The following is a 16,612-nucleotide window of genomic DNA, read 5'->3' as shown; positions in this document are numbered from 1 at the left end:
GATGAATTTGTGATGTTATAACAATTTGCATTTGCCCCGCCAGCCTGCCTGGCACAGGTTTCATGTTCGTGGGAGCATGGCGTAATCGAGCCTGGAAACAAGGAAATAATCGTGAGAATTCGTGGGCAGATCGGCGCGTGGCCGGTGGACCTGACTGTCGAGCTGGAGCCGCATGAGTGGGCGCAGCTGGGGCGTAGGATGGATGTCCAGGCCCCGGTGGAAGCTGCGCCGGTCAGCGCCAGCCCCGTACCCCGACAGGATGACGGACAGTGGGTGGCGGCGCGTGAAGTGCTGCGTCAGGCGGGGCAGATGGGTGGTCCGGAACTGCTGGAGCGTCTGGAAGGTTTGGCCGGAAGCGTGGCGGCAGGCAAGCGGCTGCTGGTGCGGTTGCGCCATAGCAGTGAGGTGAAGGTGGAAAGTGGCGTGGATGCGCCGGTGTATCGCTGGGTGGGATGAGGGGCTGCATAGCAGCCCCAGCAGCCTCAGAACAACGCTGAGGACAGCTTGCGGCGGTACACACTGACCAGCGGATGCTCGTTGCCCAGCAGCTCGAACACCTGTAGCAGCGCCTTCTGCGGCAGGCCGTTCTCGTAGGCGCGGTTGCGCTGAAACAGCTTCAGCAATCCATCCATTGCGGCCTCGTACTGCTGGCGTGCCAACTGTTGGATGCACAGCTGGTAGGTTGCTTCGTCATCCTGCGGATTCTGCGCCAGGCGGCTCTTCAGCTCCGCGGCTTCCGGCAGGCTGGCGGCCTGGCGCAGGAAGGTCAGCTGGGCCTTGGCGCCGGCCAGTGCGGCCTTGTGCTCGTCGGTCTTGACCGCGTCGAGCACCACCTGGGCCTCGCCCAGCTCGCCACGCTCGGCCAGGCAGCGGGCGTAGAGGATCAGCGCCTCGGCATTGCTGTTGTCTTCACCCAGCAGCACCTGCAGCAGGGCCTCGGCCTCGCTGAAGCGACTTTCGGCGAACAGCGCCTTGGCCTGCTCCAGCGGCGCGGCGGCGGGCGGCGCGGGCATCTGCACATGGGGTTCGAGCATGGCGCGGATGGCCGACTCGGGCTGCGCGCCGGCAAAGCCGTCGACCGGTTGGCCATCCTTGAACAACACCACGGTCGGCAGGCTGCGGATGCCGAACTGGGCGACGACCTGCTGCTCGACGTCGCAGTTGATCTTGGCCAGCAGCAGCTCGCCCTGGTAGCCCTCGGCGATCTTCGCCAACAGCGGCATCAGCGCCTTGCACGGCGCGCACCATTCGGCCCAGAAGTCGACCAGTACCGGCTTGTGGAAGGAGTTCTCGATGACCAACTGCTGGAAGGTGGCATCGGTGGCATCGAAGATAAATGGTGTTTCCTGGCTCATCGTGACTCTCGCAAATCCGTGAATGCCCCCACTATAAGGGCTCGCGGCTGGCGTGGTACAGGCTGACCCGGCGGAATTCGTGCGGCTCGGCCAGATCCGGCAGGGTCAGCGCCTCCAGCACGCCGAGCGGACGGTACAGCGGGTGGCTGAAATCGCGCACCCGCGAGTCGGCCACCAGCGCCTGGCGGCCACGGCCGAGGAATGCGTCCAGCAACGGCAGGTTGGCGCGGTCGTAGAGCACATCGGCGACCAGGATCAGGTCGAAGCGGTCGGCCTCGGCGAAGAAGTCGCTGCTGTAGCCCAGTGTCACGTTGTTCAGTGCGGCGTTGGCGCGGCAGGCGTCCAGGGCCAGCGGGTCGAGGTCGCAGGCCACCACCTCCAGCGCGCCGGCCCGGGCGGCGGCGATCCCGGCGATGCCGGAGCCGGCGCCGAAGTCCAGCACGCGCTTGCCACGCACCCAGTGCGGTTGCTCGGCCAGGTAGCGCGCCATGGCCAGGCCGCTGGCCCAGCAGAAGCTCCAGTAGGGAGGCTCTTCGAGAATGCGCCGGGTTTCCTCGCTGCTGAATGCGCGATCCATGTTCTGGTCGTCGATCAACCAGAGTTTCAGGTCGCACTCGGGCAGTTCACTGACGATCAGGCGTGCTTCGCCGATCAGGCCGCTCAAGGCCTGTTGCAGGGCCAGCGGGGCCATCTATGGTGCCTTTTCGAAACGCAGCGGGCCGGTGGCCTGGGTCTGGGCCTGGGCGATGGGTACCGGAGGCAGGTGCAGGATCAACTGGCCGGAGCGGCTGGCGCGGCCGCGCAGTTCGACCCGCGCGCCGGCCGGGAAGGCTTCGGGGTTGAAGCGCAGTCGGTAGGGCAAGGCCTGGCCGGTGCCGCTCAGGGTGCTGCTGGCCAGCAGTTGCTGCGGGCGGCCACGCTCGTCGATTACCAGCAGGGCCAGCTCCACATCGGCACCTGCCGGGATTTCCATCAGGGTACCGCTCAGCTCGCGCTGGTAGGCCGGCAGCGGGCCCAGGGGTTCGGTCTTCTTTGCCACCTTGGCCGGCACCGGGGCCGGGGCTTGCTCCGGATTTGGGCGGTCGCTGCCGCAGGCGGCGAGCAGGGCGGCGCAACACAGCACGACGAGCGCTCGAGGGTACATGGGGTCGTCCTTCACGGGCAGATTTGCATGGATGGTAACCCCTTTGGCTTGTCTTGCCAGTGCAATGCGCTACCATGGCCCTCCCTTTTTTTGTTGCCTGTCACCATGCACTGTCCGTTTTGCGGGGCCAACGACACCAAGGTCATCGACTCGCGCCTGGTCGCCGAGGGCGAACAGGTGCGTCGCCGTCGCGAGTGCGTCGCCTGCGGCGAACGTTTCACCACCTTCGAAACCGCCGAGCTGGTGCTGCCGCGGCTGATCAAGCAGGACGGCACGCGCCAGCCCTTCGATGAAGACAAGCTGCGCGCCGGCATGCAGCGCGCGCTGGAAAAGCGCCCGGTCAGCGTCGAGCGCCTGGAAGCGGCGTTGGCGCACATCAAGAGCCGCCTGCGTGCCACCGGCGAGCGCGAAGTGAAATCGCTGGTGGTCGGCGAGATGGTGATGGCCGAGCTGCGCAAGCTCGACGAAGTGGCCTACATCCGATTCGCCTCGGTCTACCGACGTTTCCAAGACCTCGACGAATTCCGCGAAGAAATCGACCGCCTGGCCCGCGAGCCAGCCAAAGAGTAAGCATGTCCAGCCAAGCCATTCTCGATGCCCACTACATGGCCCGGGCCGTGGAACTGGCCCGCAAGGGCCTGTACAGCACCCACCCAAACCCCCGCGTGGGCTGCGTGATCGTGCGCGATGGCGAGGTGGTCGGCGAGGGCTGGCATGTGCGTGCCGGCGAGCCGCACGCCGAGGTCCATGCCCTGCGCCAGGCCGGCGAGCGCGCCCGAGGCGCCTGTGCCTACGTCACCCTCGAACCCTGCAGCCACCATGGCCGCACGCCGCCGTGCGCCGAAGCCCTGGTCAACGCCGGGGTGGCGCGGGTGGTCGCGGCCATGCAGGACCCCAACCCGCAAGTGGCCGGCAATGGCCTGCGCCGTCTGCGCGAGGCCGGCATCGAGGTCGCCAGCGGGGTGCTCGAAGCCGAGGCTCGCGCCCTCAACACAGGCTTCTTCAAGCGTATGGAGCACGGCCTGCCATTCGTGCGCGCCAAGCTGGCGATGAGCCTGGACGGTCGCACCGCCATGGCCAGCGGCGAGAGCCAGTGGATCACCGGCCCCGCCGCTCGTGCCGCGGTCCAGCGCTTGCGCGCCCGGTCCAGCGTGGTGCTGACCAGCGCCGAGAGCGTGCTGTTCGACAACGCCCGCATGACCGTGCGTGGCGAGGAACTTGGCCTGGATGAGGCGCTCACCGCCCTGGCCGTGTCGCGCCCGCCGCTGCGCGTGCTGATCGACGGGCGCCTGCGCCTGCCACTGGACGCGCCGTTCTTCCAGGCCGGCCCGGCGCTGGTGGTGACCGCCACCGGCGAGGACCCTCGTTATGCCGCCGCCGGCCATGAGTTGCTTGACCTGCCCGGCAGCGACGGCCGCGTCGACTTGCCGGCCCTGCTGCGGGTGCTGGCCGGGCGGGGCGTCAACGAAATTCTCCTGGAAGCCGGCGCCGGTCTGGTCGGCGCCTTCGCCCGCCAGGGCCTGGTCGACGAGTACCAGTTGTTCGTCGCCGGCACCTTCCTCGGTTCCGACGCCCGTCCGCTGCTGGACTGGCCGCTGTCGAAAATGAGCGAGGCACCGCGGCTGAAGATCACCGACATGCGCGCGGTCGGCGATGACTGGCGAGTCACTGCCATCCCCCTGCCGGCCCCCGGCGTATAATGCCTGGCTTGCTTCGCGCAGCCCGTACTTGAGGAGAACAGTATGTTCACCGGCATCATCGAATCCATCGGCACCATCCGCAGCCTCACCCCCAAGGGCGGTGATGTGCGCGTCTACGTTGAAACCGGCAAGCTCGACCTGGCCGACGTCAAGCTTGGCGACAGCATCGCGGTCAACGGCGTGTGCCTGACCGCCGTCGAGCTGCCTGGCGACGGCTTCTGGGCCGACGTCAGCGTCGAGACCCTCAAGCGTACCGCCATGGTCGACCTCAAGAGCGGCAGCCGGGTCAACCTGGAAAAGGCCCTGACCCCGACCACTCGCCTGGGCGGACACCTGGTCAGCGGCCACGTCGACGGTGTCGGCGAAATCGTTTCGCGCGCTGATAACGCCCGCGCCATCCAGTTCCGCGTGCGTGCGCCCAAGGAGCTGGCCAAGTACATCGCCCACAAGGGCTCGATCACCGTCGACGGCACCAGCCTGACGGTCAACGAAGTCGATGGCGCCGAGTTCGAGCTGACCATCGTCCCGCACACCCTGTCTGAAACCATCATGGCCGACTACCGCGCAGGGCGTCGGGTGAACCTTGAGGTCGACCTGCTGGCCCGTTACCTGGAGCGTCTGCTGCTGGGCGACAAGGCCGCCGAGCCGAGCAAAGGCAGTGGCATCACCGAAAGCTTCCTGGCCGCCAACGGCTTCTTGAAATCCTGATTGAGAAGGGGGTGCCGCGTGGCGCTCAACAGCATCGAAGAACTGGTCGAAGACATCCGCCAGGGCAAAATGGTCATCCTCATGGATGACGAAGACCGCGAGAACGAAGGCGACATCATCATGGCGGCCGAGTGCTGCCTGCCCGAGCACATCAATTTCATGGCCAAGCACGCCCGCGGCCTGATCTGCATGCCGATGACCCGCGAGCGCTGCGAAACCCTGAAGCTGCCGCTGATGGCGCCGCGCAACGGTTCGGGCTTCGGCACCAAGTTCACCGTGTCGATCGAAGCCGCCGAAGGCGTCACCACCGGCATCTCCGCCGCCGACCGCGCCCGCACCGTGCAGGCCGCCGCGGCCAAGGACGCCAAGGCCGAAGACATCGTCAGCCCTGGGCATATCTTCCCGCTGATGGCCCAGCCCGGCGGCACACTGGCCCGCGCCGGCCATACCGAGGCCGCCTGCGACCTGGCGCGCATGGCCGGTTTCGAGCCGAGCGGAGTGATCTGCGAGGTGATGAACGACGACGGCACCATGTCGCGCCGCGCCGAGCTGGAAGTGTTCGCTGCCGAGCATGGCTTGAAGATCGGCACCATCGCCGACCTGATCCACTACCGCATGATCCACGAGCGCACCGTGCAGCGCGTTTCCGAGCAGCCGATCGAGAGCGAGCTGGGCGAATTCAACCTGGTCACCTACCGTGACGCGGTGGAAGGCGACGTGCACATGGCCCTGACACTGGGCAAGATCTGCGCCGAAGAGCCGACGCTGGTGCGGGTGCACAACATGGACCCGCTGCGCGACCTGCTGCTGGTCAAGCAGCCGGGGCGCTGGAGCCTGCGCGCGGCCATGGCCGCGGTGGCCGAGGCCGGCAGCGGCGTGGTCCTGCTGCTGGGCCACCCGCTGGACGGCGACGTGCTGCTGGCGCACATCCGCGAAAGCGCGGGCGATGCGCAGCCCAAGGCACCCACCACCTACAGCACCGTCGGTGCCGGTTCGCAGATCCTGCGCGACCTCGGTGTGCGCAAGATGCGCCTGATGAGTTCGCCGATGAAGTTCAATGCGATATCCGGATTCGATCTGGAAGTTGTAGAATACGTGCCCTCCGAGTGACTTGAGGCGGCCTGATCGCCCCTAAGCTCGAGTCAAAACCCTCCCGAGGCCGCCACAGCGCGGCCTCGCTCTTGAAGATGAGAACTCCGGAATGACCCTGAAGACCATCGAAGGTACCTTCATCGCCCCCAAAGGTCGCTATGCTTTGGTGGTTGGCCGCTTCAACAGCTTCGTCGTCGAAAGCCTGGTAAGCGGTGCAGTCGATGCCCTGGTACGCCACGGCGTCAGCGAAAGCGACATCACCATCATCCGTGCCCCGGGCGCGTTCGAAATCCCGCTGGTGGCACAGAAAGTCGCCCAGCAGGGTGCTTATGACGCGATCGTCGCCCTGGGCGCGGTGATCCGTGGCGGTACCCCGCACTTCGAATACGTGGCGGGCGAGTGCACCAAGGGCCTGGCCCAGGTGTCCATGGAGTTCGGTGTTCCGGTGGCCTTCGGCGTACTGACCGTCGACTCCATCGAACAGGCCATCGAGCGTTCCGGCACCAAGGCCGGCAACAAAGGTGCCGAAGCTGCCCTGTCCGCTCTGGAAATGGTCAGCCTGCTGGCGCAGTTGGAGGCCAAGTGATTAGCGACGAAAGCGATCGTTTCAACCCGCGCGATCCAAAACCCGCGGATGCCGGCAAGCCCTCGAAGAGCGCCAAGCGTCGCGAAGCCCGCAAGCTCGCCACGCAAGCGCTCTACCAGTGGCACATGGCCAAGCATTCGCTGAACGAGGTCGAAGCGCAGTTCCGGGTCGACAACGATTTCACCGATATCGACGGCGCCTACTTCCGCGAGATCCTGCACGGGGTCCCAGCGAAGAAGGCCGAGATCGACGAGGCGCTCAAGCCTTGCCTGGACACGCCACTGGAAGAGCTCGACCCGGTCGAACTGGCCGTGCTGCGCCTGTCCACCTGGGAGTTCATGATGCGCGTCGACGTACCGTACCGCGTGGTCATCAACGAAGGTGTGGAACTGGCGAAAGTCTTCGGTGCCACCGACGGGCACAAGTTCGTCAACGGCGTGCTCGACAAGCTGGCTCCGCGTCTGCGTGAGGCGGAAGTCAAGGCGAACAAGCGCTGATCGCGGCGCTGACCAGCCATGGGTGAGTTCGAGCTGATCCGTCACTACTTCGCCGCCGCGCCCTGTGCGCAGGGCGGCGTGGGTGTGGCCCTGGGGATCGGCGACGACTGTGCCCTGCTGGACCTGCCTGCCGGCGAGCAGCTGGCGATCTCCACCGACACGCTCGTGGCCGGTGTGCATTTCCCCGCAGTCTGCGACCCGTTGCTGCTCGGCCAGCGCGCGCTGGCCGTGGCGGTCAGTGACCTGGCGGCCATGGGCGCCACGGCCATCGGCTTCACCCTTGCCCTCACCTTGCCCCAGGTCGGCGCGCAATGGCTTGCCGGCTTTGCCGACGGGCTCGGCCGCATGGCCGCGCGCTGCGCTATCAGCCTGATTGGTGGCGATACTACACGCGGCCCGTTGAGCATTACCGTGACCGTGTTCGGCCGGGTGCCGACCGGCCAGGCGCTGCGCCGTAGCGGCGCGCAGCCGGGCGACCTGCTGTGTGTTGGTGGTTTCCTTGGTAATGCGGCAGGGGCCTTGCCGTTGGTGCTGGGCGAACGCGAGGCGGCAGCCGATGTGGCCGGGCCATTGCTCGAGCATTACTGGTCGCCCGTGCCGCAACTGCAACTGGGCGAGCGCTTGCGCGGCCTGGCCACGGCGGCGCTGGATATTTCCGATGGCCTGCTGGCGGACTGCGGGCATATCGCCAAGGCGTCCGGCGTGGCGCTGCAGGTGAACCTGGCGCAGGTCCCCGTGTCTGCTCCTTTACAGGCTTTCCTCGGTCGAGAAGCGGCCTTGCATGCAGCGCTCACTGGTGGTGACGACTACGTGCTGGCGTTCACCGTGCCGGAAAGTGCACTGACGACCCTGGCCCGCGAGGTGCACGTCATCGGTCGTGTATTGGAAGGCCAGGGCGTGACCTTGCGTGACCCGCAAGGCCAGGACATCACCCCCGTGCAACGGGGCTATCAACATTTCAGGGAGACACCGTGACCGACCACCCCAACCAGGTGCCTGCGGAGTTCGTTCCGCCTTCGGTCTGGCGCAACCCGTGGCACTTCATCGCCTTCGGCTTCGGCTCGGGCACCCTGCCCAAGGCACCGGGGACCTGGGGTTCGCTGGTGGCGCTGCCGTTCATCCCGCTGTGGCAGATGCTGCCCGACTGGGGCTATTGGCTGTTGCTGGGCATCAGCATGCTGTTCGGCGTGTGGTTGTGCGGCAAGGTGGCCAACGACTTGCGCGTGCACGACCATGAGGGCATTGTCTGGGACGAGATCGTCGGCATGTGGATCACCCTGTGGCTGGTGCCGGAAGGTTGGCAGTGGCTGCTGGCGGGGTTCCTGATGTTCCGCTTCTTCGACATCCTCAAGCCGTGGCCGATCCGCTGGGTCGACCGCCATGTGCATGGGGGGTTCGGGATAATGCTCGACGATATCCTGGCCGGCGTGTTCGCCTGGCTGGGCATGCAGGTTCTGGTGTGGGCGGTGGCCTGATACAGGGAGCGTTGCGATGGGCCTGAAGGCTGTGGTGCTGGCATCGATGCTGTTGGTCACGGGGCCGGGTGCGATGGCCCAGGAGGCGCCGGCGCAGGTGCGTCTGGTCAGCGAGGCGTGGGTCGACTACACCAATGCCGATGGCACCGGGCTGGCCTGGGACGTGTTGCGCAAGGTGTTCGAGCCGGCCGGGGTCAAGGTCGTGGTCAAGAGCGCGCCCTACAGCCGCGCCGTCGGGCTGGTGAAGCGCGGCGAGGCGGATGCCTGGGTCGGCTCCTACAAGGAAGAGAACGCCGACAACCTGTATCCGCAGTGGTACTTCGACCAGGACCATATCTATGCCCTGGGCCTGGTCGACAAGCCGGTGCCAACGCTCGAGACCATCGGCCAGTACCGGCTGGCCTGGGTGCGCGGGTACGACTATGCCAGCTATCTGCCCGAGGTCCACAACTTCCGCGAGATCCAGCGTCGCGAGGGCATCCTGCCGATGCTCGAGCATGACCGGGTCGACTTCTACATCGATGCGCTCGCCGAGGTCGACTATGTGCTTGGCCAGGCGCCCGATGCCACGCGCTTTCGCCGCACCCACGTCGCCGAGCTGCCGTTGTACCTGGCCTTCACCCACAGTGAACAGGGCAAGGTCCTGCGCGACCTGTTCGACCGGCGCATGGAGCAACTGGTGCGCAGCGGCGAGCTGAAGCCGATCTTCGAGCGCTGGAAGCAGCCTTACCCGTTTACGGTTGATCACCTGCCTCATCAGTAAGTACCCGCAGTCTGCTCCCGCAGGGGCCGGTGTGGGGCCATATGCATCTAACTTTTCGATCTTAAGCCACGATATTCCTCCTGCGCACCTGCGCCGGGCTGCTGATACAATCGGCCGATCTGAAAAAACCTACTGCCCAGGAGCACAACGTGCCCGTCGTCTTTGTTGCCGCCTCGAAACTCCCGACTCCCTTTGCGACCTTCACCATGCATGGCTTCCTCGACGAAGCCACTGGCCGCGAGCACGTGGTGCTCAGCCTGGGTGATATCGCCGACGGCGAGCCGGTGCTGGGGCGTCTGCACTCCGAATGCCTGACCGGCGATGCGCTGTTCAGCCAGCGTTGCGACTGCGGCTCGCAGCTGGAGGCTGCATTGCAGGCCATCGCCCGTGAAGGCCGTGGCGTACTGCTGTACCTGCGCCAGGAAGGCCGTGGCATCGGCCTGCTGAACAAGATCCGCGCCTACGAGCTGCAGGACGGCGGTGCCGATACCGTCGAGGCCAACGAGCGCCTGGGCTTCGCCGCTGATCAGCGTGACTACGCCATGTGCCTGCCGATGCTCGAGCACCTGGGCGTGAAGTCGCTGCGTCTGATGACCAACAACCCGCGCAAGGTAAAGGCCCTGACCGACATGAGCATCAAGGTCGCCGAGCGCGTGCCGCTGCACACTGGCCACAACCCGCACAACCGCCTGTACCTGGCCACCAAGGCCGACAAGCTCGGCCACATGATGGGCAACAAGCACCAGGGCGAGGTGCCCCAGGCGTGACGCGCACAGAGGTGAAGCGGCGGCTGGCGCTGGCCTGGTGGCAGTACCTGGCCGTGGGATTGCTGCCGCTGCCGGTGATGGCCTGGGCCTTCGGTGGCGGCGAGGCGCTGATCCCGGTGTTGGCCATGCCGCTGTTCATCGCCGGTGCCGCCAGCATGTTCCTCAGCCTGCCGCGCTTCAGCGCGTACAAGCGGGCGTTGATCGCCACCGACAAGGCGCTGGGCAGCGCCGAAGAGCCGGCCGCCTGGATCGAGCTGGCGCGGGTGCGCCGCCTGGCCATGCTGTTCGCCTGCTTCCCGGCCTGGGTTGCCGCGCTGTCGGTGCTGGTCGGGCTGGAGGCAGTGCCGCAGATTCTCCTCGCCCTGTCCACCGTGGTGCTGCTGTACCTCTATCGCATCCCGCGCCAGCTCGGTTGATGCGGGCGCTGCTCGCCGGTTTTTCGCTGTTGTGCCTCGGTGCTTTGGCCGAGGCTGCGCCGCGGGTAGTCAGCCTGGCGCCATCGATGACCGAGATCGTTCTGGAACTGGACGCCGGCGAGTTGCTGGTCGGTGTGCTCGATGGCGGCGAGCGTCCGCCGGCGCTGGCCCGGTTGCCTTCCGTCGGCCGTCATGGCCAGCTCGACATGGAGCGTCTGTTAAGCCTCGAGCCCGACCTCTTGCTGCTGTGGCCCGGCAGCGTGCCTCCGGCCCAGCGCGACCAGCTCAGGCGCCTGGGCATCGCCACGTTCAGCGGCGAGCCCGGCAACCTCGACCAGTTGATCGACCAGATCGAAGCCATCGCCCAACGTATTGGCCGTGACCAGCAAGGCCGCGCCTATGCCGCCAGCCTGCGTGAGCGGTTGCAGGGGCTGCGTGACCGCTACCGGCGGGAGGCGCCGCTACGGGTGTTTTACCAGGTCTGGGACAAGCCGCTGTACACCTTGGGTGGCCGCCAGGTGGTCAGCGACGCCTTGCGTGTGTGTGGGGCACGCAATGTGTTCGACGACCTGGCCCAGCCCGCCCCGCAGGTCAGCGTGGAGTCGGTGCTGCTGCGCGACCCCGAGGTGATCCTGGCGGGCGATGAGGCGCAACTGGCGAGTTGGCGCAACTGGCCGCGGCTGAGCGCGGTGAAGGGCGAGCGCTTACTGGTGGTGCCGGACAAAGGCCTGGAGCGGCCCAGCGGGCAGATGATCGAGGCGACTGCTCGGCTGTGCGCGTTGCTCGATGCTAAAGCGCCGGTGTCCAGGTAAGGCTCAACAGCCAGGTGCGTCCTTCTTCGCGGTAGCCGTAGTCATTGCCCTGGTAGTTGTAGAGGTTGCGGCTGTAACGCTTGTCCAGCAGGTTGTCGAGCTTCAAGTCGAGCCTCAGCTCGCGAGTGGCAGCCCAGCCACCGCGAACGCCCAGCAGCCCGTAGCCGCCGATGGGGGCGTTGTTGGTTTCGTCGTTGTAGCTGCTGCTCACGGCCTGCCAGCTGGCGCCAACATTGAAGCGGTCGTATTGACGGTCGATATCCAGGCTCAGCGTACGCCGCGCGCGCCGGGACAACGTGTGGCCACTCTTCCGGTCACGCGGGTCGATCAATGCCAGGCCCAACGTCGATGTCCAGGCCCCCCATTGCTGGTCCAGCGCCATCTCGAAGCCGTTGATACGGGCCTGGGCAACGTTGCCCATGGTATTGGCATCTGCGTCGTAGCTGATGGCGTCTCGCAAGTCGGTGCGATAGAGCGAGGTCTCCAGGCGGCTGCTGTCGGTCAGTTGACTGCGCCATTGCACCTCATAGGATTTCGAGTGTTCCGGCTTGAGATCGGGGTTGCTGAAGCCGGGGTAGTACAGGTCGTTGAACGTGGGGGCGCGGAACCCCTCGCTGTAGGAAAACAGCAAGTCATTACGGGCGTTCAATGGCAGGGTCAGGCTGCCGCTCCAGGTGGTCTGGCCGCCGAACTGCTGGTTCTCGTCGTGGCGTACGCCCAGTTCGGTCGAGAAGTGCTCGTTGTGGAAGCGATGCTGGGCGAACACTGCGCGGTTCCAGCGGCTGTCCTCATTGAAATCGGTACTCGAATGCACCCGGTCCTCGTACCACTCGCCACCCAGTAGCACGCTGTTGTCGTCATCGATGGTCAGATCGTTCTGCCAGGTGACTTGGTCGCGGTAGGTGTTGAATGGCGAGCTTTGGTGCGTGAGCTTGTCGCGGCTGTCGTCGCGGTTCTCGCTGTGGGCCATCTCCAGTCGGGAATGCCACAGATCGGTAAGTTGGGCATCGAAGTAACTGCCCAGGCTGCTGACGGCGAAGTTCGAGTAGGGCACTTGCGGGCTGCTACCACGAGGTTCGTCGAACTCACGACGCCCACGGCTGTCGAGCAGGTTCAGGCCCGCTTCGAAGCGCTCGTTGAAGCTGTGGCTCAAGCTCAGGTTCAGCGAGCGGTTGCGATAGGCGTCATGGTCGCCATCGCTGGCATACGACGGCCCGGTCGAATCGATGCCGGCCGTCTCGTCCAGGCTGGCGCCGAGGTTGAAGCGGGTCGCGCCATCGCCACCGGACAGGCCCAGGCTGCGCTGCCAGGTCTGGTTGCTGCCGGCCGCCAGGCGCAGGCGCGGTTGCAGGCCCTGGCCCTCGCCACGCCGGGTGAAGATCTGGATCACCCCGCCGATGGCGTCGCTGCCGTAAATCGCCGAGCGCGAACCGCGCAGCACTTCCACCCGTTCGATCTGGTCGATGCCGAGAAACTGCAGGCCGCTGTCGCCGGATGTGGCGTTGGCGATGCGCACGCCATCAACCAGCACCAGGGTCTGGGCGGCCTTGGTGCCGCGCACGAAGATGCCCGGCAGACTGCCGCGACCGCCGGTGGGCGCGACCTGCACGCCGGGCACGCGGGCGAGCAGATCGGTGACGCTGCTGGGTTGCAGGCGGTCGATGTCGGCACGGGTGAACACCGTATTGGCCGCACTGGTGGCGGTACGCGACTCGACCTGGCGATTGGCGCTGATCAGCACGTCGGGAAGCTTCAGGGCGTTGTCGCGTTCAGCGGCCATTAGCGGGAGGGGCAGGCAGAGCAGGGTGGTGAGGCTTGGGAGTTTCATGGCTAGTTCCAGCGCAATCGCCGGCAAGCCGGCTCCCACAAGGGACTGCGATCCCTGTGGGAGCCGGCTTGTCGTGGCGACGAACCGCGGCGATGGGCCGCAAAGCGGTCCCAGGGATTACAGGCCGAGCTTGGCCATTCGGGCTTTGACGGAGGCTTCGATCCCTGCCACATCGAGCCCGCACTCGGCCAGCATCTGCGCAGGCTTGGCATGCTCGACATAGATATCCGGCAGGCCCAGGTGCAGCAGCGGCTTGACCACCGCTTCGCGGGCGAGGAACTCGCCCACCGCTGCGCCGGCGCCACCCATGATGGCATTCTCTTCGATGGTCACCAGCAACTCATGGTTGGCGGCCATTTCCAGCACCAGCGCCTCGTCCAGAGGCTTGACGAAACGCATGTCGACCACGGTGGCATCGATCTGCTCGGCTACCTGCAGGGCTTCGGCCAGCTGTACGCCGAACACCAGCAGGGCGACCTTGCCACCCTGGCGGCGGACCACGCCCTTGCCGATCTCCAGTGGCTCCAGGTCGCCGCTGATCGGCGCGTTGGGGCCGGTGCCGCGTGGATAACGCACGGCGGCCGGGCCCTTGTAGTGGTGGCCGGTGCTGAGCATCTTGCGCAGCTCGTTCTCGTCGCTAGGGGTCATCACCAGCATGCCGGGGATGCAGCGCAGATAGGACAGGTCGTAGGCACCGGCGTGGGTCGGGCCGTCCTCGCCGACCAGGCCGGCGCGGTCGATGGCAAACAGCACATCGAGGTCCTGCACCGCCACGTCATGGATCAGCTGGTCATAGGCGCGCTGCAGGAAGGTCGAGTAGATCGCCACCACCGGCTTGGCACCCTCGCAGGCCATGCCCGCGGCCAGGGTGACCGCGTGCTGCTCGGCGATGGCGACGTCGAAGTAGCGCTCCGGGTAGCGTTCGCTGAAGTCGATCAGGTCCGAGCCTTCCTTCATCGCCGGGGTGATGCCCACCAGGCGATTGTCGGCGGCGGCCATGTCGCACAGCCACTGGCCGAACACCGAGGCGTATTTCGGGCCGCTGGCCTTCTTCGGCGCGACCGGCTTGTCGGCCGGCTCCAGCTTGGTGATGGCGTGGTAGCCGATCGGGTCGACCTCGGCCGGGGCGAAGCCCTTGCCCTTCTTGGTCACCACGTGAAGGAACTGCGGGCCCTTGAGGTCGCGCATGTTGCGCAGGGTGGCGATCAGGGTCGGCAGGTCGTGGCCGTCGATCGGGCCGATGTAGTTCCAGCCCAGCTCCTCGAACAGCGTGCCCGGCACCAGCATGCCCTTGGCGTACTCTTCGGTGCGGCGGGCGATTTCCCAGGCACCGGGCAGGCGCGACAGCACTTTCTTGCTGCCTTCGCGCATGCTCGCGTAGGTGCGGCTGGAAAGGATCTTGGCCAGGTAGTTGGACAGGCCGCCGACATTGCGCGAAATCGACATGTCGTTGTCGTTGAGGATCACCAGCATGTCGGCGTTGACTTCCTGGGCGTGGTTCAGCGCCTCGAAGGCCATGCCGGCGGTCAGCGCGCCGTCGCCGATCACCGCGATCGACTTGCGCGGGTCGTTCTGCAGGCGGGCGGCGATGGCCATGCCCAGCGCGGCGCTGATCGAGGTGCTGGAGTGGCCGACGCCGAAGGTGTCGTACTCGCTCTCGCTGCGGCGCGGGAAGGCGGCGATGCCGTCTTTCTGGCGCAGGCTGAGCATTCGCTCGCGCCGGCCGGTGAGGATCTTGTGCGGGTAGGCCTGGTGGCCGACGTCCCACACCAGCCGGTCATCCGGGGTGTCGAAGACGTAGTGCAGGGCGATCGTCAGCTCGATGACGCCCAGGCCCGCACCAAAATGCCCACCGGTCTGCCCAACGGTATAGAGCAGGTCCTGGCGCAGCTCGTCGGCCAGGGTCTCCAGGTCGGCTTCGGCCAGCCGGCGCAGGCCGGCGGGCGTGTCGGCGCGGTCCAGCAACGGCGTGACCGGGCGTTCGCGGGGGATCTCTTGAAACGTCGTGGGCATCAGGCGAGTCGTTATAGGTGTGAAGACGCGGCAGTTTACCCCATTGTAGGAAAAGCTGCCCATTCAGTCGGGTGTGGTGAAGGTGTCGTTGATCAACGTGGGAGCGGCGGTGCGCCAATGCTCCCACGGGTGCCTCAGTGGCGGCGCTCGACGATGTAGCGAGCCAGCGCCCGCAGTGGCTCGGCATTGTCGCCAAAGCCTGCCAGCGCGGCCAGCGCCTGGTCGCGCAGCTCCAAGGCATAGGCTTTGGCCGCCTCCATCCCGAGCAGCGCTGGGTAGGTTGGCTTGTCGCGGGCGATATCGGCCCCCTGGCGCTTGCCCAGGGTGGCGGTGTCGCTCTCCACGTCGAGGATATCGTCCTGCACCTGGAACGCCAGACCAATGGCCTGTGCATAAGTCTGCAGCAAATCGAGTTGGACCTGCCCGGCGCGGGCGCTGGCCAGGGCGCCGAGGCGCACGCTGGCTTCGATCAGCGCGCCGGTCTTGTGCCGGTGCATGTACTCCAGGGCTTTTTGGTCGAGCTTCAGGCCCACCGAGCCGAGGTCGATGGCCTGGCCGCCGACCATGCCCGCGGGGCCGGCCGCCTTGGCCAGGGCCTGGACCATCTGCAGGCGGATGGCGTCTGGCTGCGGGCTCAGGCGCGGGTCGAGCAAGGCGTTGAAGGCCAGGCTTTGCAAACCGTCGCCGGCGAGGATTGCGCAGGCTTCGTCGAAGGCCTTGTGAGTGGTGGGCTGGCCGCGGCGCAGGTCGTCGTCGTCCATGGCCGGCAGGTCGTCGTGTACCAGCGAGTAGGCGTGGATCAGCTCCACTGCGCAGGCAGCGCCGTTGGCCTGCTCCGCCGGCACGCCGAAGGCCTCGCAGGCGGCGTAGGCCAGCAGCGGGCGCACGCGCTTGCCGCCGTTCATCACGCTGTAGCGCATGGCCGCGTAGAGGCGCTCGAGCTCCTTGGAGGGGGCTTGGAACAAGGGTTCCAGGGCCGCGTCGACCCGAGCCTGGGCACTTGCCTGGTACTGGGCGATCATGCCTCGGGCTCCGCGTCGAACGGCTGCGCGGCCAGCTCGCCGTCACGCTCCAGGAGGATCTGCACCTTCTGCTCGGCCTGGGCCAGGGCGCCCTGGCAATCGCGGGTCAGGGCAATGCCTTGCTCGAAGGCGGCCAGCGACTCTTCCAGCGACAGTTCGCCGTTCTCCAAGCGCTCGACCAGGGCTTGCAGGTCGGCGAGGGATTGTTCGAAATCGATGGAGGCTTTTTTGCGGGCCATGGCGACAGTCTCGGTGGTGTCCAGAACGGCGCGACACTAGCAGAGCGGGGCAGGGGGAGCAAATTGCAGGGGGAGTTCGTCGCATTTTGTTGCACTTGTCCCCAGCGGCCCGTCTTGCAATCTGCGGAGCAATCGAATTGTGGGGGTGGCGGCCCTCTGCCATAATCCGCGCGCTCTGGCCCGCGGGCCAGCGGC

At 66.5% G+C, this 16,612-nt stretch carries 20 protein-coding genes; 13 read left to right on the top strand and 7 right to left on the bottom strand.

The features are described from left to right. Positions 1 to 111 precede the first annotated feature (111 nt). Positions 112 to 456 (top strand): hypothetical protein, encoded by a 345-nt coding sequence (locus C3F42_RS14365; protein ID WP_023632921.1) that lies wholly within the window; start codon positions 112 to 114, stop codon positions 454 to 456. Between the two features lie 26 nt (positions 457 to 482). Here the strand turns inward: C3F42_RS14365 and trxA are convergent, their stop codons facing one another. Genes trxA through C3F42_RS14350 form a run of 3 tightly spaced genes read right to left on the bottom strand, consistent with a single transcriptional unit; the run spans position 483 to position 2,499 of the window. Next, positions 483 to 1,355, bottom strand: a complete 873-nt coding sequence (gene trxA, locus C3F42_RS14360; RefSeq protein WP_038707255.1) for a thioredoxin — start codon at positions 1,353 to 1,355, stop codon at positions 483 to 485. A 31-nt stretch (positions 1,356 to 1,386) separates the two neighbouring features. Beyond that, a complete protein-coding gene (locus tag C3F42_RS14355; RefSeq protein ID WP_094012312.1) occupies positions 1,387 to 2,046 on the bottom strand; it encodes a methyltransferase in 660 nt (219 codons plus the stop codon). Continuing rightward, positions 2,047 to 2,499: a YbaY family lipoprotein gene (locus C3F42_RS14350; protein ID WP_094012311.1), complete on the bottom strand. Its 453-nt coding sequence runs from the start codon at positions 2,497 to 2,499 to the stop codon at positions 2,047 to 2,049. 105 nt (positions 2,500 to 2,604) lie between these two features. Between C3F42_RS14350 and nrdR the strand changes: the two genes are divergently transcribed. The 12 genes from nrdR (at position 2,605) to C3F42_RS14290 (ending at position 11,315) form a co-directional block, all read left to right on the top strand. Next, on the top strand, positions 2,605 to 3,069 hold the full coding sequence (nrdR, locus tag C3F42_RS14345) for a transcriptional regulator NrdR (protein WP_009685710.1): 465 nt from the start codon (positions 2,605 to 2,607) through the stop codon (positions 3,067 to 3,069). 2 nt (positions 3,070 to 3,071) lie between these two features. Next, positions 3,072 to 4,199, top strand: coding sequence for a bifunctional diaminohydroxyphosphoribosylaminopyrimidine deaminase/5-amino-6-(5-phosphoribosylamino)uracil reductase RibD (gene ribD / locus C3F42_RS14340; RefSeq protein ID WP_094012310.1), 1,128 nt, complete (start codon positions 3,072 to 3,074; stop codon positions 4,197 to 4,199). A gap of 42 nt (positions 4,200 to 4,241) precedes the next feature. Continuing rightward, entirely contained in the window at positions 4,242 to 4,907 is a 666-nt protein-coding gene (locus tag C3F42_RS14335; protein WP_023632720.1) for a riboflavin synthase, read from the top strand. Between the two features lie 18 nt (positions 4,908 to 4,925). Further along, positions 4,926 to 6,017 (top strand): bifunctional 3,4-dihydroxy-2-butanone-4-phosphate synthase/GTP cyclohydrolase II, encoded by a 1,092-nt coding sequence (gene ribBA, locus C3F42_RS14330; RefSeq protein WP_038707258.1) that lies wholly within the window; start codon positions 4,926 to 4,928, stop codon positions 6,015 to 6,017. Positions 6,018 to 6,108: 91 nt separating this feature from the next. Next, a complete protein-coding gene (gene ribE / locus C3F42_RS14325) occupies positions 6,109 to 6,585 on the top strand; it encodes a 6,7-dimethyl-8-ribityllumazine synthase (RefSeq protein ID WP_023631199.1) in 477 nt (158 codons plus the stop codon). After that, entirely contained in the window at positions 6,582 to 7,082 is a 501-nt protein-coding gene (gene nusB, locus C3F42_RS14320; RefSeq protein ID WP_023631200.1) for a transcription antitermination factor NusB, read from the top strand. The genes ribE and nusB overlap by 4 nt, the downstream gene beginning before the upstream one ends. Positions 7,083 to 7,100: 18 nt before the next feature. After that, on the top strand, positions 7,101 to 8,057 hold the full coding sequence (gene thiL / locus C3F42_RS14315) for a thiamine-phosphate kinase (RefSeq protein ID WP_094012309.1): 957 nt from the start codon (positions 7,101 to 7,103) through the stop codon (positions 8,055 to 8,057). After that, positions 8,054 to 8,557 carry a phosphatidylglycerophosphatase A gene (locus C3F42_RS14310; protein WP_023632630.1) on the top strand — a complete coding sequence of 168 codons (504 nt, stop codon included), beginning with the start codon at positions 8,054 to 8,056 and terminating at the stop codon, positions 8,555 to 8,557. Before thiL ends, C3F42_RS14310 begins: the two co-directional genes overlap by 4 nt. Before the next feature lie 46 nt (positions 8,558 to 8,603). Then, the gene (locus C3F42_RS14305; protein WP_371041539.1) at positions 8,604 to 9,320 is read left to right on the top strand and encodes a substrate-binding periplasmic protein; all 717 of its coding nucleotides are present in this window, start codon (positions 8,604 to 8,606) and stop codon (positions 9,318 to 9,320) included. A 149-nt stretch (positions 9,321 to 9,469) separates the two neighbouring features. Further along, on the top strand, positions 9,470 to 10,087 hold the full coding sequence (gene ribA / locus C3F42_RS14300; RefSeq protein WP_023631163.1) for a GTP cyclohydrolase II: 618 nt from the start codon (positions 9,470 to 9,472) through the stop codon (positions 10,085 to 10,087). After that, positions 10,084 to 10,503, top strand: coding sequence for a hypothetical protein (locus C3F42_RS14295; protein WP_023631164.1), 420 nt, complete (start codon positions 10,084 to 10,086; stop codon positions 10,501 to 10,503). The genes ribA and C3F42_RS14295 overlap by 4 nt, the downstream gene beginning before the upstream one ends. Continuing rightward, on the top strand, positions 10,503 to 11,315 hold the full coding sequence (locus C3F42_RS14290; protein WP_094012307.1) for a cobalamin-binding protein: 813 nt from the start codon (positions 10,503 to 10,505) through the stop codon (positions 11,313 to 11,315). The genes C3F42_RS14295 and C3F42_RS14290 overlap by 1 nt, the downstream gene beginning before the upstream one ends. Here the strand turns inward: C3F42_RS14290 and C3F42_RS14285 are convergent. The 4 genes from C3F42_RS14285 to C3F42_RS14270 form a co-directional block, all read right to left on the bottom strand. Beyond that, entirely contained in the window at positions 11,293 to 13,143 is a 1,851-nt protein-coding gene (locus tag C3F42_RS14285) for a TonB-dependent receptor domain-containing protein (RefSeq protein ID WP_094012306.1), read from the bottom strand. The genes C3F42_RS14290 and C3F42_RS14285 overlap by 23 nt on opposite strands. Before the next feature lie 117 nt (positions 13,144 to 13,260). Continuing rightward, a complete protein-coding gene (gene dxs, locus C3F42_RS14280) occupies positions 13,261 to 15,156 on the bottom strand; it encodes a 1-deoxy-D-xylulose-5-phosphate synthase (RefSeq protein WP_094012305.1) in 1,896 nt (631 codons plus the stop codon). A 134-nt stretch (positions 15,157 to 15,290) separates the two neighbouring features. Continuing rightward, a complete protein-coding gene (gene ispA, locus C3F42_RS14275) occupies positions 15,291 to 16,178 on the bottom strand; it encodes a (2E,6E)-farnesyl diphosphate synthase (protein ID WP_094012304.1) in 888 nt (295 codons plus the stop codon). Then, entirely contained in the window at positions 16,175 to 16,417 is a 243-nt protein-coding gene (locus C3F42_RS14270; protein ID WP_011531978.1) for an exodeoxyribonuclease VII small subunit, read from the bottom strand. Before C3F42_RS14270 ends, ispA begins: the two co-directional genes overlap by 4 nt. Between the last annotated feature and the right edge of the window lie 195 nt (positions 16,418 to 16,612).

Origin of the sequence: Pseudomonas sp. PONIH3 (genome assembly GCF_002934345.1) — a bacterium.
In the GTDB taxonomy this organism is placed as follows: Bacteria; Pseudomonadota; Gammaproteobacteria; order Pseudomonadales; family Pseudomonadaceae; genus Aquipseudomonas; species Aquipseudomonas soli.
Note: the sequence above shows the minus strand (reverse complement) of the source record. Positions and strands in the feature narration are given on the sequence as shown.

Excerpts from the sequence above, each read along its gene's own strand:
- trxA (WP_038707255.1), bottom strand. The coding sequence starts at position 1,355 with ATGAGCCAGGAAACACCATTTATCTTCGATGCCACCGATGCCACCTTC.
- C3F42_RS14355 (WP_094012312.1), bottom strand. The coding sequence starts at position 2,046 with ATGGCCCCGCTGGCCCTGCAACAGGCCTTGAGCGGCCTGATCGGCGAA.
- C3F42_RS14350 (WP_094012311.1), bottom strand. The coding sequence starts at position 2,499 with ATGTACCCTCGAGCGCTCGTCGTGCTGTGTTGCGCCGCCCTGCTCGCC.
- nrdR (WP_009685710.1), top strand. The coding sequence starts at position 2,605 with ATGCACTGTCCGTTTTGCGGGGCCAACGACACCAAGGTCATCGACTCG.
- ribD (WP_094012310.1), top strand. The coding sequence starts at position 3,072 with ATGTCCAGCCAAGCCATTCTCGATGCCCACTACATGGCCCGGGCCGTG.
- C3F42_RS14335 (WP_023632720.1), top strand. The coding sequence starts at position 4,242 with ATGTTCACCGGCATCATCGAATCCATCGGCACCATCCGCAGCCTCACC.
- ribE (WP_023631199.1), top strand. The coding sequence starts at position 6,109 with ATGACCCTGAAGACCATCGAAGGTACCTTCATCGCCCCCAAAGGTCGC.
- thiL (WP_094012309.1), top strand. The coding sequence starts at position 7,101 with ATGGGTGAGTTCGAGCTGATCCGTCACTACTTCGCCGCCGCGCCCTGT.
- C3F42_RS14305 (WP_371041539.1), top strand. The coding sequence starts at position 8,604 with ATGCTGTTGGTCACGGGGCCGGGTGCGATGGCCCAGGAGGCGCCGGCG.
- C3F42_RS14290 (WP_094012307.1), top strand. The coding sequence starts at position 10,503 with ATGCGGGCGCTGCTCGCCGGTTTTTCGCTGTTGTGCCTCGGTGCTTTG.
- C3F42_RS14285 (WP_094012306.1), bottom strand. The coding sequence starts at position 13,143 with ATGAAACTCCCAAGCCTCACCACCCTGCTCTGCCTGCCCCTCCCGCTA.
- dxs (WP_094012305.1), bottom strand. The coding sequence starts at position 15,156 with ATGCCCACGACGTTTCAAGAGATCCCCCGCGAACGCCCGGTCACGCCG.
- ispA (WP_094012304.1), bottom strand. The coding sequence starts at position 16,178 with ATGATCGCCCAGTACCAGGCAAGTGCCCAGGCTCGGGTCGACGCGGCC.
- C3F42_RS14270 (WP_011531978.1), bottom strand. The coding sequence starts at position 16,417 with ATGGCCCGCAAAAAAGCCTCCATCGATTTCGAACAATCCCTCGCCGAC.